This is a genomic window from Polynucleobacter necessarius, from assembly GCF_900096755.1.
GTDB lineage: Bacteria > Pseudomonadota > Gammaproteobacteria > Burkholderiales > Burkholderiaceae > Polynucleobacter > Polynucleobacter necessarius_K.
The window spans coordinates 1,646,116-1,663,359 of the sequence record NZ_LT615227.1 but is presented as its reverse complement, the minus strand read 5'-3'; the positions used below and the strand labels follow the sequence as shown (position 1 = coordinate 1,663,359).

Sequence of the window (17,244 nt, the reverse complement as noted above, 5' to 3'; positions counted from 1 at the left end):
ATGATGGTCTTGCTAAGCCAAGAGACCAACGCCAAGGCCGCCTTGCTTGGTGGTCTTATAGAGCTCAAAAATCGAGGGTAGCAGGGATGGCTCAATACCAGTTCCACTATCTTCAATCCGCAAAACGGCATTCTGTTCGTTTTGGCCAATGCTCAGCACTATCTCTCGAGGGCCATTAAGACCTTCGGGGTCGGTAGCAATGGCGTCAATTGCATTATTAAAGACGTTAATCAATACCTGCTGAATCTGAATGGCATCACCATGCACCATGGGGTCGGTATCAATACGCTGGGTGAGGGTGATTCTCTTGGACTGGAGGGTGGGCTCCACAATATCCAGGATTTCATGACAGGCTTTATGCAGGCTAAAGGAATGAAACTCATAGTTACGAGAGCTAAAGAGTTGGCGCAGGTTTTTAACCAATTCAGCCAGCTTACCGGATTGGGTGCTGATTTCGTCTAGGGAATTCATTAAAACCGGGTTATCGGACGTTTTAGCGAGCTCGCGTCTAGAGCCGGTCAGCCTGCAAAGAAATCGCGGTTAAAGGCTGGCTTAATTGGTGGGCGAGGGAGCTAGCCAGTGCACTAATGCCAATGACCCGGTTGGAGGCGATTAACCCTCTTAAAAGATGGTCTTTTTCCTCAACGGCTTTAGCAAGGTCCCGATTCAGTGGATTTATTGACCAATTTTTGGGGTCAACCCAGGTAATTCGAAGACCAATATAAGACATGTAACGGAATACGCTCATGGTGACATAAAGCGTAAACATGATGATCACTAATGCGCTTGGATTGTCTCTTGGAACGATCACTGTGGTTGCAAAATATCCTATGCCGCGCACTACAGAAAAAATGATTAAACCCATTTCAAAAAAGCGAAATGATTTGATGAAACGATTGTTCGCAAGTGATGCGTCACTCTTAAATTTACACGTAATAAAAATCGAAATTGAGATGCTCGCAATCACAGTGTTGTGAATGAGAATGATGATTTTTGAACCGAAGTAATGGCGAATCACTTCAATTAAAAATACGTAAATGAGTAGTGCAAAAAGCGAAAAAATATAGCGTCGAACGGTGACATTTTTGGCCAAAGATCGGACGCTAAAAAGCACTGCAATTTCGGAGCCAATGGAGAAGAAATTTCCAGCTGCAAGAGTTTCACTCCGATACCAATCAGGCGAATGATTTTGCATAAAAATGATCACAGAAGTGATCGCCATAAAGAGTTCTGCAATCAAAAAATACTTGGCAGAATTGCCTAAATTTTTTCTAAATGCACCGTAAATAATGCCGCTAGATACGAGTGTAAAAAGCAGGTATGTGATCGCTAAAGAATTGATTGGATGCATGCTTTTTAAATGGACCTATTGATAAAAATTAGAACTAAATTGGACTTTTTTTGGAGGGTTTTGGAACTCGGCTAATGGGGTTCAGTTTAACCACCAAAAACGACCTGATTCCCGCTAAAAATTCACTATACGAAAAATAGCCCATTTCCGGCCAAAAACAGGGGGTGTATTTAGCCCATTTATGTACCTAAGTGCATTATGAAAAAACCCTCAAATTTCTACAATCGCGCATGGAATATTCCTCTGTAAACGCGTACTAGAACCAAAAGACATCGAAGTGATCCAAGTTGTTACCGCAAAACTCGCTACCCTAAGCGCTGCCTTGTGCAAGCGCTGCGAACTGCTGCGCGCAGCGATCAATACAGTAGATGCAAGCGTATTACGTAAGATCATTTTTGTTAATACAAAAAATGTATTTAGCAAGGTAGAAATTTTTGCAAAGAAATTCTCAATTCAATTACAGCAAAATTTCAGCGCAACAACATTCCAAAAAATCACCATAAAAAATTGTGTTGAATTGTGCAAAAAATGCGCACAGAATATTCAACAAATTTTGAGCAAAAAAGCGATTCAAAATTCGCTCAAAAGCGCGTTCAAAAAAACCACCTTAGCGAAGAGCATTTCGGTAGCTTTAATTTTGGCTTTCCAGATGCCAAATGCATTTTCCCAAGTTGCGGTAAATGCACTTCCAACTGGTGGCAAAGTTGTTGCAGGTAACGCAACAATTTCACAAACACAATCTGCGACTGCTGCAACGATGAATGTCAATCAGACGTCACAACGTGCAGTGATTAACTGGGATAGTTTTAACGTTGGCAAAAACGCGCAGGTTAATTTCAATCAACCGAACGCGAATGCAGTCACACTCAATCGCGTAACCGGTCCTAGCGCATCTGTTATCAACGGAGCGATGCGCGCCAACGGCCAAGTCATCCTGGTAAATGAAAATGGCGTCACTTTTGGCAGGGGTGCCGTAGTAAACGCTGCTGGGGTGGTTGCTTCCACCATGAATATTGCCGATAAGGACTTCATGGACGGCAAATCGACCTATCAGGGCAATGGAACCGGCAAAATCGTCAATAAGGGCACTATTTCCACTAATGTGGCCGACGGCTACATCGCTTTATTGGCTCCAGAGGTCCAAAACCAGGGCTACGTCCTAGCCACCATGGGCCAGGGCACTGTAGTCATGGCTGCCGGCGAGCGTATTACCCTTAATTTCCAGGGAAATCGCACTCTGGTGGGGGGTTAGCGTAGATAAAGCGGCCTACAAGGCCTTAATTACTAATAAACGGGTTGTTGAGACTGATGGCGGCTTAATTGTCCTGGCTGCCGGGGCTGCTAACCAGCTTATGAGCTCCGTAGTCAAGAATACTGGCCGTATTTCAGCTTCTTCAGCCGTAAATAACGGCGGCGTCATTGAATTGGTGGCCAATACCGTCACCCAGGCCGGCACCGTAGAAGCAAACACCACGGCAGAGGGTAAAGCAGGCGGTCAAGTGAACTTGGTAGCAAATGACACATCAAGATCACCAAAAAATCGACTACTAGCGCTACCGGCACAGCAGGTGGCGGTCAAGTTAACGTAGGTCTGGCTGCAACAGCAGTTTCTGGCGGCACACAAGAAAATGCACAAGCACCGTCAGCTAATACCGCAGAACAAAATCAAGCAGTCGTTGCAAGCAATGCAACAAAAGCAGCAAACACAAAACAAATGGCAAACACAGTGACTGTAAAAGCAGGCGCAGTGATTGATGTCTCCGCAACACAAAACGGTAACGCGGGATCGATTGCAATTTGGTCACAAGTTAAAACGACGGTTGCTGGAACACTTAAAGCAATTGGTGGCGTACTCGGTGGTAACGGTGGATTTGTTGAGACAAGTTCTAAAGGGCAAGTTAACGTAGCACCAAAACTCAAAGTAGATACTAGCGCTGCAAAAGGTAAATCTGGTTTGTGGTTCTTAGATCCAATTGATCTCATCATTGATGCATCTGCAGCGAATGTGATTTCACTTGCACTTGCAAACAACAACGTGAATATTGCAGTGAATGGCAATGTCTGTCCAAGCCTTGGCGGCTGTACGCAAGCGGGTAGTGGGGCACTCACCATTGCAAGTGGTGCAAACATTCTCAAGCAAGGTCTCACGCCAACAACATTGACATTAACTTCTCCTGGAATTTTTAATCTCAATGCAAACATCAGCGGACAAAATTTAAGTGTGATCATCAATAGTTCAATTGCTTACTTGAACGTTGGTACCAGCATCACTGCTAATCAAGTTACCGTGCAAGCGCAAACCATTTATGCGAATGGCACAATCAATACTTATGCAAGTAATAGCAGTTCACCACTAAGCTCTGCAATCAGTTTGTTGGCACAAGCTTTATATGTGAGCGGTGTACTCAATGCTGGTTCAACAACAACACCAAGCACCAGTACACCAAACGCATCAGTAACGTATAACGGCAACGTCATTCGCAAAGAAGATTTGCCAACGTTCTTAACGGCACAAAACAATGCAACTAGTGCATTGGATATTGTTTACTCAACAACTGCCGCCAATGACGCAAATGCAAGCGCACAAAATAACCAAAATAATCAGAGCAATGTCATTGGTTTGATCGCGGCGAATGATTTAACTATCTATAGCTCCGCCCAAATTTTGGCTAATGGCACAACTGGCGGCCATATCACCTTATCAGCACAGCAATTTAACGCCCAAAGTGGATCACTGATCCAGGCTAACGGTAACAACGGCCCCGGCGGCGTAATTGCTATTAACGGTACTGATGTTTATTTAGCGGGAACAGTTGCAGCCAATAGCAGTAATGATGGGCAGGGCGGTTCTTTTGCTGTTACAGCAAACACATTAACAATTGATAACGCAGCAGTAGTGCAAACCAACGGAAGTACGGGTCCGGGCGGCACGATTACGCTCACATCAAATCAAGATATTCAAATCAACCAAGCGCAGATCAGCGCCAATGGTTTAACTGATGGTGGCTCCATCACCATCGTCAGCAATGCTGGCAACCTCAACACACAAAACGCACTCATTCAAACGAACGGCTCTACTGGTCGTGGCGGAAGCATCACAACCTCCGCAAATAATGGCAGTTCCAACATCTCTGGCGCACTCGAATCCATCGGCGCCACACAAGGCGGCAACATACTCATCACCGCCAATAACATCACTCTAGAAAACAATTCAAATATCAGTTCAACAGGCAACACTGGTGGTGGAACTGTGCTTATCGGCGGAGATTGGCAAGGCAGCAATGGCGTATATCAATCAACTATAGTCACGATGAACCAAGGTGCAGTGATTGATGCAAGCGCATTGATCAATGGCGATGGCGGTAAGGTTGTTTTGTGGAGTGATATCAAGAATCACAACTCGCGCACAGAGGTGCACGGCTCAATCTACGCAAAAGGTGGCGCAATCAATGGTCGCGGCGGTAATGTAGAAACATCTGCAGGCACCCTTAATACTGACAATGTATTTGTTGATACAAGAGCGGCTGATGGAAGTGCTGGTAATTGGTTGCTCGACCCGTACAACTATTTAATCTATGGAGGGGCGGCAGGCCGTATTGCTAGTGATTTAAATAGCAGCAACGTTAGCATTAGTACTAGCACTTATTGGGGTGGTCACGACGGTTATGGTGACTGCGGTTACGGTATACAACGCCATCGCTTATACAGGCGCAGGCCCTAGAAGACTAACTCTTAAGGCCGATAGTTCCATTTCGATTTATGGAAATATCACATCAACTAACGGCGCGCTCGATGTGATCCTTTGGTCTGACATGCAGCAAAAGGGTGGTAATGGTACCGGTGGATGGATTTATCTTGCGGCTGGTGTAAATATTTCCACAAGAGGTGGCAAGATAGATCGTTTTAGCCGGCGGCTTTGATAATGGTGCATATGGCGGCGTTGCAAACGACGGTATTCCTGATAACTTTGCATGGAATGGGTTTACTAATGATAAAGCTGGCGTTCAGTTTGGAGCAATGGGCGGAACTGATGGCTTAAATGGCGCCTCTATAAACCTTCTCAGTAGTGGTGGTGACGTTATTGTTCGAGGCTATACGTCAAATGCTAGCCCATAATCTGGATATTCCGGCGGCATTATTGCCTTGAGAAGCGGTAGCTATCTGATTCAGTCAACCGCAACAACTGGCGGCGGTATTGAAGTCATTGGAAACAATACAACTGCGGCTGGTGGGCAGATAATTTTTACCGGTGCCTCAAACGGCACCGCCTATATTCTCTCCAAAAATGGACCAATTAATTTAACGGGTGCTGGTGGTAACAGTGGCCTTACAAATAGCGGGACAATCAAGTTGGGTAGTTATTCGGCGGTAACAATTAATGGCGTGACTTCAAGCGTCACCTCTTCTTCTGCAAACGTCACCTTAACGACAGACTACTTCTCATTTGGGGCTGGCTCGGCAATCAACACAACTGGTTCGTTAACTATTCAGCCATACGGAACATCTTTTAGTAGCGCACAAACATTATCAAATTTAAGTTTCAGTGGGAATGAAGGAGGGCTTACATTTGGTAAAACCGGTAACACCTCTAACATTACTATAGGTAGCAACGTCTCTGTAGCTGGTTCTATCTCTCTCATTGGCTCGGGAATTTATTTAGGCGCAAATCTCACTACTAGTGGTGCATCTTCTACTATTACGATTAATAATGGTAGCGGCGCCAATTTATACACCTCTGCTGGGGTCACACCTATTCTTACCGCTCCAGGCGGCATCACCATTAATTCAGATTCTTACTCTTGGGCCGGTGGCAGCCCTAAGTTTGATACCTCGGGGATAGTAACAATTCAATCAACCAGCACATCGTTCCTTTATGCGCCATATAGCAGTTGGTTTACATACAACTTTAATCACACCATGTCAGGGTTTAAGTTTGGTAATACAGGCAACATCACCAACATTAATATTAATTCAAGTGTAAGTTCAGCAGGGGCTATCAATATTTATGGCGGTGCAATTGCTTTATCAGGATCATTGACTACTACAGGCGCTGGCGGCATTTCGATATTGGCGTCAACTTTAACTGGAGTGGGTAGCATTGCGATTGCTGACGGACAGACTTTAACGCTAAACCTCTCGGGTAATGATACTTACGGTGGAATTATTTCTGGATCTACTTCAACTGTTACTAAATCTGGCGGTGGATCACTCTCCTTAACTGGGGTAAGCACATATACAGGCGCCACCACAATTAGCGCTGGTTCTTTGGAGTTAAATTCAGCCGGACGAATTAGCAATACCGGTGGAATAGTTGATAACACACAACTTGCTTTCAATCAAGACTCGACACTGACTTATTCCGGAATAATAAGTGGCTCAGGAACGGTTACTAAAAAAGGCACAAATAAACTTACGCTAAGTGGCCTAAATACTTTTAGTGGCGGTATAACCGTTTCATCTGGAACTTTGTCAATCGCTACCGGTGGCACTACAGGAGCAAATCTTTCTACCGGGGCGGTAACCATTGCCGGTGGAACCCTTCTCGCCAATGGTGATGGCAATGCCTTGACCAATTCAGTAACTCTAAGTTTGGGAAGCAATCAAATTGCAGCTACATCGGGGGTTACCGCGACGTTCAATGGAATTATTAGCGGCGCAGGCACAGGGGCTTTAGCGGTTGGCGATGCAACGAATACCGGCACAATCGTATTTGGTGGCGCAAATACATACACTGGTGGTACAAGCGTAAATGCAGGAACCTTGTCGACTGCAACTGGTGGAAGTAGCGGTACAAATTTGTCATCCGGAACGGTGACTCTAAATGGCGGCTCCTTGTATGCCAATACTTCAGGAAACACTATAAGTAATGCCTTGACTCTTTCTGCCAATACCACGATTGGGGGCGCTGGTGCTCTTACTTTAAGTGGGGCTATAGCGGGAAGTTCATACACGCTAACGGCAAGCGGTATTTCTCTTAATGCAACTAATGCCAGCAATAGTATTTCTTCTCTCACTCTGACTAATGCAGCGGCAATCTTAAATACGAGCGTGTCGCTAACAGTAAATGCAAGTAGCTTGAGTGGGACAACTACACTCAAGTCAGTCGCAGCGGATAAAGACATCACGATTAGCGGTGCAATTACCAATAACACCGATGCAAATACTCTCACGTTAATGGCATCCCGCGACATTATTGTTAGCGCCGCCATTTCAGGGTCTGCAGGTAAATCTCTTACAACTAATTTTTACTCTAATACCGACAATACCGGAGCAGGAGGCTATAAGTTAACTGCGGCAATCTCAAGCTATGGCGGGAATATCACCACTCGCGGCGGCACGAACGACACAACTTCTGGATGTGCTACCTCATATTCATGTATCGCCGGATACGCAAATAGCAACACAAATGCAGTGGGGGTTTGGGTTTCTACTGGTGGCTCGATTAATGCGGGCGGTGGCAATATCGCAATGTATGACTTAGGGAATACAACATCAAGCACCAATGGAGATGGAATCCAAGTATTTAATAGTGGAAATACACTAGTAACTTCGGGTGCGGGAACTATTACCCTTAATGGCATTGCAACGGGTGCTTATAATGCCGTCCGTATATCGCGGACAGTAATATCGTTGCGGGTACTGGTTTGATCTCGATCGTCGGAACGACAAATTCCACCACTTCATATGACGGCGTTCGATTAGAGGGTACTTCGTCTATTACATCAAGGGTGCCCTGACGATGAATGGCACAGGCGGATCATCACGCTATGGCGTTGAAATATACGGAACAGGCAGTATTTCTGTAGCAGGTGATATTACTTCAATGGTCAGAACGCAAACCGCAATTACGGCGTTTATATTCGGGACAATAGACTGCTGCAGACGACGAGTGGCAATATTTCTGTAACGGCGGTGGGTACTTTTGGATTCTATTTAACAGGCAGTCTTGTTGCGGGTAATAACACCGTAACTCCTTCAGCGGGTGGCACGATAACCATTAATGCTACCGGTAACTCGGGCAAGGGGTTGGATATCAATGCGGGATCATTGATAGCGTATGGCGCAATTTCAATTACCGCAACAGGAACCGGTGATCACGCCTTTATCCTGGAAGGTACGGGGGCTAAGATTCGTTCTGCGTCTGATATCAATATCAGCGCTACCTTGGGGAACTGGGGTCTAACTATGTACAACGATGCGTTGATTCAATCAACGGGTGGAAATATTTTAATTACCTCTAGCGGCACATCTGGAGGTTTATATACAAATACTACTGGCGGTATAGCAGCAAGCAGTGCTGCGACTACGCCAACAACCACCACGCCAACTGATGGCGGTACGCTCACAATTAATGCAACGGGCGCCAGCCAATATGGTCTTCAGATGAATACTGGCTCGCTGGTTTCATTCGGTGCGATGAGTATCACCGCTCGTGGTGCCGGAGCATTTCAAGGTGCGTATGTTTACGGTACGGGCACATTTAAAGCGGTTGGTAACGTCACCATCAATAGTTCCACCAGCGGTGGGCAATGGGGGTTGGATTTCAGTGCTAGCCGTGTTATGCAATCTACTGCTGGCAATATTTCAATCACTGCAGTTGGTGACTACGGAATGTATTTGAGCGGTAGCATCGTGGCAAGCACTAGTACGACCGATACATCCCTTGCAGCCGTTCCAACGACCGGCGGTTCTATTACGATTAGTGCGACTGGACGCACCCAGCAAGGTTTGGAAATGGCTGCAGGCTCGCTCTTTGCTAATAACGCGATATCGATTACGGGCAGTGCCACGGGTGGATACCATGGCGTTAAATTGGCTGGTGCGGGCACCACAAAAGCTGTTGGTGATATCACCATTAATGCCTCGAATACTGGTGCGCAATGGGCGTTCTACCAATACGACAGCCGCTTTACGCAATCAACAACCGGTAATATTGCCATCACCGCAACGGCGTTGGCGGGCCATGGTATGTATATTTACGGCGGCGGTTTAGTCGCGGGCAACAGTACCACCGCGCCAACAGCGGGGGGCAGCATAACAATTAATTCTACTTCTGGCGCCAATAATATTGCCGGCGCAGCTTTGCGCATGGATGCGGATAGCACCAAGATCATTGCCTACGGTGATATCAATATTTACGCCAATGGTGCAGCTGCAGGTTTGAATACAGCTAGTCAGCAAGGTCATGGCGTGATTCTTTGGGGTAGTTCACAAGTGATTCGCAGTTATAACGGCGCCTTAAGTATTACTGGTTATGCAAGTCAATATTACGTCTACAACACAGGATTATCTGATTATGCTGGGGGTATTACCCTTTACAGCGGTTCAGATTTATTGCAAGCCAAAGGCAATGTGACGCTGAATGCGGTAAATATGCCAGGCATAGCCCTTTATTTAACAGCGGCAAACGCTTCGGGTGGTGGCGTTATTTCTGATACAGGAAATATCGTCATGAACGGCTTAAGTAATTGCATTGCTCAGCCCGCTACCTATATTCGTATGGCGATTACCGCCACACTGGGCTCAGTAACCATTTCAGGCGCAGGCAATAAATATGGAATTTATCAAGATGCTTGGTCTGGTTCGGTTACGGCTAAAACAGATGTGAATATGATTGGCTACGCATTAACAGGTTATGGCATTTACTACGGTATTGGCCCAGTCACCTCAAGCAATGGAAATGTGATTTTGTCTGGCTATACCTCGAGCGCCACAACTACCGATTACGGAATTTACTCAAATGCGATAGGCGTATCAGCTAGCAATGGCTCAGTGACTTTCCAGGGCTCTAAGATGACTTCGGCATCAACAGGTAGTGGTTATTTAATTAATGCTGCCGGTACCATGTCTGGCGGAACGCCAAATATTCCTGTGCCAATATGTGCAGTCGCTGATTCTGCGAATTCAGCTTTCGCTGCAACTTACGGTGTCTACTGGACCGGAGCAATTGCAGCTAATACAACAACTGGTCAAATTAACTTGTACGCTAAAGCCCCGTATATCAGCGGTGTGATGACGGCATATGGCTTATTGTTGGGAACTGCAAATCAAAGCTATTCGCTCACAGGGGCAAACTCTGTAATTAGCGTGCTCGCCGGCAGTATTGGTACAGGCAGCTTAAGTTATCAAACTGCATCGAATCTTGAGATTGGCTCCTTGTCTGGTGTTGATGGATTTACTGGTGGCAGCTTATCGATTACTGAAACTGCAACCCTCACTCAAACTAAGCCAATTAGCGTCAACACCTTAACGCTGGCTGGTTCTGGTGGTGTATTTGTATTGAGTCAAGCAAATACCGTCAATACCAGCATTACTTTGAATAGCGGTACGCTCAAAGTGGGTAACTCTTCTGCTTTGGGTAGCACTTCCAAGCCATTAACTATGGCCGCTTCTACGATTTTGCAAGCAAATGCTGATTTGTTAACGTTGAGCAACCCCATTTCCATGAGTGGTGCGGCAACAATTAATGCGCCATCGACATATACATTTACCCTGTCTGGCATTCTCAGCGGCGCAAGTGGGGCATTAGCGATTAATAGCCCAACTTCAAATACCGGCACAGTCATTCTGACTGCAGCCAATACATACGGTAGTACAACGACTGTCAGCTCAGGTACCTTGCAAATTGGTGCGCAAGATAATAGCTCTGCAACTTTAGGTGCAAGCGCAAGTTACGCTCAGGCCTTGACTGTTTCATCTGGAGCTGCATTTAATTGGTATAGCTCTGCAGCGCAAACATTTACCAATCTTGCGGCTGGTGGTACGACCGGCGCTATCAATTTCAATAGTACTGGTACCAATGCAGTCACGATTAGTGGTGATCAAGCATTTACAGGTGTGGTGAACGTCTCCCAACCAGTAATCATGTCTGGCGGATCAAATGGCGCTAAAACTGGATTAGGTAATACACAAACAGTGCGCATTAAAAATGGCGGCACCATTACGTTGACCACGACAGCCGATAACGCTTTCTTAGGTTCTTCAGTAAGCTCCAATCTAATTATTGATCAAGGGGGAGTCCTCACAACTAACGCATCTTCAAGTTATAGCTACCACATGGGTACGATTACCCTAAATGGTGGCACCTTGGCTTATGGGAATACATCCTTAGTATCTGGTGGTTGTGCGCTTGCGTGCGGAACTTACAACCTAGACGGTAAAGTTACCGTGACCGCGAACTCAACAATCAGCGCAATTGGGGTTCTGTTAAGTCAAACTAGTGGGACTATTTTTGATGTTGCCAGTGGCGTTACTTTGACAGTAAGCGGCATTTTGTATAAGCCAACCATCTCTATACAGATACCGGCTTAATTAAGCAGGGCGTCGGCACCATGATTTTGTAGGGAGCTAATACAGGTGCAACTACAGTGAGCGCTGGTATTTTGGCCGTCGTTCATGCAACAGGCTTGGGGGCAACTGCTGGTGGAGTAACAGTGGCCAGCGGCGCAACGCTAGACCTTCAAAATATAAGCGTGGGTGCTGAGGCGACTACGCTCAATGGCGGAACATTATTGGTCAGTACAGGAACTTCTAGCTTAGGTGGCACGGTTGCCCTGGGTGCCAATAGCACGGTGAATGTAGCTGGTACGCAACTCACCATTTCTGGCGCAATTTCTGGAACAAATTTTGGTTACACAAAATCTGGAGCTGGCGATTTAATTCTGACAGCAACGAATGCCTATACAGGCGCAACCACGATTTCTGCCGGTACATTGATATTCCAGAATGACGCACCAAGCTTAACTTCAAGTAGCTTTGCAGGCCCTGGTAGCTTAGTTATTAAACCTAATGGCACAAGCTTCACTAGCGCCTATACATTTGACGAGTCTCTCAGCGCGGTAACTAAGTTGAGCGCATTGACACTGGGCAAGTCGGGCAATGCGGCAAACATTACGGTTTCAACCGCTGCCAATGTAGCAGGCCCAATCACCATCTACGGTGGAAATATTGTCATCAGCAATGCCCTAAATACCACTGGAGCTACTGGATCTACTGGCGTAGTTAGCTTGTATGCTAGCGACACAATTAAAGTTTCAAGCAATATCACCACTACTGGCGCCGCTGTATTAATCACCTCGAATACTGATGGCTTAAATGGTGGGGCAATTAACTTGAATGCCTCTACCATTACAGCAGGGTCTTTAACTATTCCTGCAGGATCAACTTCTGCAATTAACTATATTCAGCTAGCCTCAGGCGCAATTCTGAATCCAGGAACAATTGGATCGGCTTCAATCAATTTGCCTGGTTATGTGATTCTTGATAATACGTATGGTTGCGCAACCACAGGCTGTACTCCATACAGCGGTTATTTGAATAGCAGTCTAGCCAATTGGGCAACCTTAGTCACGTCGAGTCACGCAATTACAGTAACGGCAGGTAATCCTATCTATGCCGCTAGCAACATCACTATTAATGGTGTTAGTGCAGGCGGTAGGGCGGTGCTGATAGGCTCAAATTTAATATCTAGCACAGGCAATATTAATGTTGCTGGTACGGCTACAAATGCTTGGTCAGTCACGAATTATGATGGCACCAATTGGTTAACTGCCTTAATCACTGCCAATAATGGGGCTATTAATATTACGGGAATATCGACTACAACAGGTAGCGGAATTGTTCTCGGACCAAACAATAGTATTAGCGCTAAATCGATCACTATCTATGGCTCGGAAGTTGGTGGATCTTATGCGGCGTATCTGAATACTTTGACGCTTGTTGCAGGCGGCAGTAATTTGAATGCTACAGATACTGGCATTTATCAGGCTGGAGCTATTACTGGTAATGCAGTGGGCTCAAGCATTACCTTTATTAGTAACGGCAAAATCAATCAAACCGGTGCGATTGCGTTGGTGGCCAATACGGGTGCTCCAGTTGCCAATGTTATTTATGACACAACTGGCGGCAATAAATCCTCGGACATCACTAGCGGAACCTTATCTTTTACTTCTAGTGCCAGCACTGTTATTAACTTTATTGCCAAATCGGCAGGCTCTGCTATTGCAACGAGTGCAATTGGTACAAGCGCAATACCGTTACCCGGCTATGTATTGATAGATAACAGCTTCGGTTGTGCAACAAGTGCTTGCACACCTGCCAGCGGATACGTTGTTACAGGAAACGCATCCACCTTAGCAACGGCCTCAGCTGGAGCAACTATTTCTGGCGCAATCTATGCCATTGGAAATATCAACATCAAAGGTCTATCAAGTGGCGCATCTGGCATTAATTATGCCGCTGCAATTAAATCAACGGGCGATGCTATTACCTTAACGGGTATGTCTACTACTACCTACGGTATCTATGGAAGCACTGCGGCTAGCATTGTGACTGCAAGTAGCACGACGGCTGGGCTGGTGAGGATGACGGGTACCTCTACGCTCAGTACAGCCACCGGAATTTATACAGCGTCTTCAGCAACGATTACAGGTGGCGCAGGCGTTTATTTGATGGCTGATGGTGCGGGTGGCAGCATTAATGCTGGTGCACAAATTGAAAACACTGGTTCTACCAGTGGTGTAACAGTAAATGCCTACGGCAACGTAAATCTGACTGGCGTCAGAAATACGGGTATTAATGGAATTACCATTATTGCTGGTAGAGGCATTGCCGCTGGCACAACTAGTGGCGGCAACGTAACAGCGGTTGGCACTTTATCCAATAGCGGTGGCGGTGTGATTGCTGTATCGATGGCGCTACCTGGCAGCGCTACAGGCGATGCAATTGCAACCGCTTTAGGGATTACTAGTGCCAATGCAGATGTAACTAAGAATCTAGCTTACGGGATTGTTGGCGGTACACCCGTAAAACCGAGCGGCTACATTAGCGGGAACTATATTAGTTATCGTCAAAAGATTTCTAATACCGTTACAGTAAATGCCACTTTAAATGCTGATTACTCAGCTGTATATGGCACGGGTTATAACTCTTCCTCTGCCAATGCTTGGTTGCAGGCGAATTCAACCATTAGTTATACAGGCGCAATTACGGCAACCTTTGGGTTGCCAACTGTATCTTTGGCTTACATTAAGTCTGCGTTGGTATTTAGCCCAACAGTAGGCGGAACTACTTCAGCCAATGGTACAAATGCCAATGCCGTGCAATCTGCCACGCTACTGACAGCTGCCAGCATATCGTCTACAGACGGTTCGATAGTCAATGTGACGCCTGCAGGCCATACCTATACGGTCACTCCAGCAATATTGGGTATATCAGTGTCAGGTGTATATAACGGCACTAGCACATTTACTAGCGCTAATGCCACGATTACAACTACAGGCTTGGCATCTTGGGACAAGATTACGAATGTCACAGTAAGCGCATCAAGTGCCAATGGCGTTGGCACTTATGTGACAGGCATCGCTGGAAATACTCCTGCAACCGTTACCAATACTTTCTCATCGCTAAATTATTTAATTAATGCAGGCTATAACAACACCTTAGCTAGTGGATTACCCGTTAATGCTACTCAATCTGCTGCTACTAATATAGTTAGCATCACACCCGCACCCTTAGGCGTGACTATTAATGCAATTTATAGTGGCACCACAACAGTTACGCCGACTTCTTTTGTGGTGACAGGCTTGGTAAACAGTCAAACTATTAGCGGCATTAACTCGGCAACGATTAATGCAATTAATGTGGCGGCTAATAATAGTAACTATGTTACGGCAATCACCATCGGCAGTGGTACTGCATCAATTAGCAACTATTCCATCACTGCCGCCTATAGCACTGTCGGCAGCAATACTCAAAATACCGTCACGCTGACTCCAAAAGTATTAACAGTCACTGGCATCACTATCGCACCTAAGATCTATGATGGTACGAAGAGTGCGACAGTCAGTGGCGGCTCATTGGTTGGTGTTGCAGTAAGTGATATTGCTAACGTCACCCTTGCTCAGAGCGCTACTTTTGTCTCTGCTAATGCAGCAAATAATGTAGCCATTAGCAATGGTTGATAGCATTTCAGGATCAGCAAGCGGTAACTATGTATTAACTCAGCCAACAGGAATCACTGCCAATATTGCACAAAAGGTACTTACTGTTAAGCGGTACGGTAGTTGCGGCAAATAAAATTTATGATGGTTCGAACACGGCAACAATTTCTGGTGGAACGCTAGTTGGCGTTATTGCTGCAGATGTAGCAAACGTAGATTTGACTCAGTCTGGCACTTTTACGCAAAGTAAGGCTGGTAATGCAATTACGGTAACCATAAACGATAGCTTGAGTGGGCCCGCAGCATCCAATTACATTCTGACTCAACCAGCTAATGTGACTGCAAATATCACGCCAAAAGTGCTAACGGTTACTGGCACTACTGTTGCAAACAAGGTTTATGACGGCTCAACAGTCGCTACAGTTACCGGTGGCAGCCTAGTAGGTGTTCTGAGTGCTGATGCAGCGAATGTGACTTTAACTAAGGCCGGTAGCACTACTGCAAATGCAGGAACCGGTATTGCGGTCACTATTACCGATAGTATCAGCGGTAGTTCAAGCGCAAACTATGTATTGACTCAACCTAATGGTGTAATTGCCAATATCACACCAGCGCCATTAGGTATCACGTTAGCTGCTTTATACAGCGGTTCAACCACTGTTACCCCGACTTCATTTACGTTGACTGGCTTGGTCAATGGTGAAACTATCACTGGAATTTCTAGTGCTACCGTTTCAAACATCAATGTCGCCGGTAATGCAGGTAATTTTGTGCGTTCAATCGTGATTAGCGGCGGCACAGCGCTTGCCAGAAATTACGCCTTTACTTCTGCGGCTAGTAATACAGCAGGCACTAGCCTCAATAGTGTGACGTTATCAGCTAAGACGCTTACTGTTACCGGAACTCTTGCAGATTCTAAGGTTTATGACGGGACAAGCAGTGTAAACGTATGGGGCGGTACTTTAGCCGGTGTGGTTGGTGGTGATGTTGTAAGTCTAAAGCAGGCGGGGGCGTTTAATAGTGTCAATGTGGGTTCAGCAGTTTCAGTCATTGTTAGTGACAGTATTTCTGGTTTATCTGCCGGTAACTACACTCTAGTTCAGCCTACCGGGGTAACTGCGGCAATTACACCTAAAACCTTAACCGTGAGTGATGGAACAGTTGCACACAAAACCTATGATGGCACCACATATGCATCGTTGACTGGCGGCGGATTAATAGGTCTGGTTACAGGCGATATTGGTAAGGTCAACCTGGTGCAGGCCGGCAGCTTCTCTTCACCAAACGTCAGTAACGGCATCATTATTATTGTGAATGACTCGATTACTGGTGTGGCAGCAAGTAACTATCGCTTAGTACAGCCAACTGGAATCACTGCAAATATCACCCCTGCAATGCTGGGTATTCAGGTTGTAGGTGTAGCTAACGGCACTAATAACATTACCCCGATTTCATTCACCATTAATGGTTTGATTAACGGTCAAACGATTACCGGTCTGAGCAGTGTGACCGTTAGCAGCTCAAGTATTAGCAGTAATGGCAGTAACTTTGTGACTGCCATGGTGATTTCTGGTGGTACCGCATTAGCGACAAACTATGCATTTGCTCCGGCCTATAGCGCTACCTCAGGCATCGGCCAAAATATTGCAACTTTGGCGGCTGCAAGTCAGAGGGTATTAACAGTTACAGGTACGGTTGCAACTACTAAGGTATATGACGGCACAACCACAATTACGATCACTAACGGCTCGCTTGTAGGTTTGTTGGCTGCTGATATCGGTAAAGTTACGCTTGTTCAGTCAGCGGTTCTGGTTAGCGCTAATGTTAGCAATACCGCCTCTGTAATCATTAGTGACACAATTACTGGGGCATCGGCTGCAAACTACATCTTGGTTCAGCCAAGCGGCATCACAGCTATCGTTACTCCAGCGCCACAGTAAGCAATGCGAACGT

Annotated in this window: 9 protein-coding genes; 7 read left to right on the top strand and 2 right to left on the bottom strand. The window is 45.9% G+C overall.

Features of this window, described 5'->3' with window-relative positions; genetic code table 11:
- Positions 1-12: 12 nt before the first annotated feature.
- Positions 13-471, bottom strand: coding sequence for a sensor histidine kinase (locus DXE27_RS08660; protein WP_128113641.1), 459 nt, complete (start codon positions 469-471; stop codon positions 13-15).
- Positions 472-508: 37 nt separating this feature from the next.
- Entirely contained in the window at positions 509-1,351 is an 843-nt protein-coding gene (locus DXE27_RS08655) for a sensor histidine kinase (protein WP_128113640.1), read from the bottom strand.
- A gap of 649 nt (positions 1,352-2,000) precedes the next feature.
- Between DXE27_RS08655 and DXE27_RS08650 the strand changes: the two genes are divergently transcribed.
- From DXE27_RS08650 to DXE27_RS08615, 7 genes are all read left to right on the top strand, one after another.
- On the top strand, positions 2,001-2,603 hold the full coding sequence (locus DXE27_RS08650) for a two-partner secretion domain-containing protein (RefSeq protein WP_128113639.1): 603 nt from the start codon (positions 2,001-2,003) through the stop codon (positions 2,601-2,603).
- Positions 2,604-2,703: 100 nt separating this feature from the next.
- A complete protein-coding gene (locus tag DXE27_RS08645) occupies positions 2,704-2,940 on the top strand; it encodes a hypothetical protein (RefSeq protein ID WP_128113638.1) in 237 nt (78 codons plus the stop codon).
- A 125-nt stretch (positions 2,941-3,065) separates the two neighbouring features.
- A complete protein-coding gene (locus DXE27_RS08640; RefSeq protein WP_145980549.1) occupies positions 3,066-5,072 on the top strand; it encodes a beta strand repeat-containing protein in 2,007 nt (668 codons plus the stop codon).
- A 422-nt stretch (positions 5,073-5,494) separates the two neighbouring features.
- Positions 5,495-7,999, top strand: a complete 2,505-nt coding sequence (locus DXE27_RS08630; RefSeq protein ID WP_128113635.1) for a beta strand repeat-containing protein — start codon at positions 5,495-5,497, stop codon at positions 7,997-7,999.
- 264 nt (positions 8,000-8,263) lie between these two features.
- Entirely contained in the window at positions 8,264-11,662 is a 3,399-nt protein-coding gene (locus tag DXE27_RS08625; RefSeq protein ID WP_128113634.1) for a beta strand repeat-containing protein, read from the top strand.
- A 56-nt stretch (positions 11,663-11,718) separates the two neighbouring features.
- Positions 11,719-15,312 (top strand): beta strand repeat-containing protein, encoded by a 3,594-nt coding sequence (locus DXE27_RS08620; RefSeq protein WP_128113633.1) that lies wholly within the window; start codon positions 11,719-11,721, stop codon positions 15,310-15,312.
- 65 nt (positions 15,313-15,377) lie between these two features.
- Entirely contained in the window at positions 15,378-17,231 is a 1,854-nt protein-coding gene (locus DXE27_RS08615; RefSeq protein WP_128113632.1) for a beta strand repeat-containing protein, read from the top strand.
- Positions 17,232-17,244 lie beyond the last annotated feature (13 nt).

Bases quoted from the DNA above. Each gene is read 5' to 3' on its own strand.
- DXE27_RS08660 (WP_128113641.1), bottom strand. From the start codon at position 471: ATGAATTCCCTAGACGAAATCAGCACCCAATCCGGTAAGCTGGCTGAA.
- DXE27_RS08655 (WP_128113640.1), bottom strand. From the start codon at position 1,351: ATGCATCCAATCAATTCTTTAGCGATCACATACCTGCTTTTTACACTC.
- DXE27_RS08650 (WP_128113639.1), top strand. From the start codon at position 2,001: ATGCCAAATGCATTTTCCCAAGTTGCGGTAAATGCACTTCCAACTGGT.
- DXE27_RS08645 (WP_128113638.1), top strand. From the start codon at position 2,704: ATGAGCTCCGTAGTCAAGAATACTGGCCGTATTTCAGCTTCTTCAGCC.
- DXE27_RS08640 (WP_145980549.1), top strand. From the start codon at position 3,066: ATGGCAAACACAGTGACTGTAAAAGCAGGCGCAGTGATTGATGTCTCC.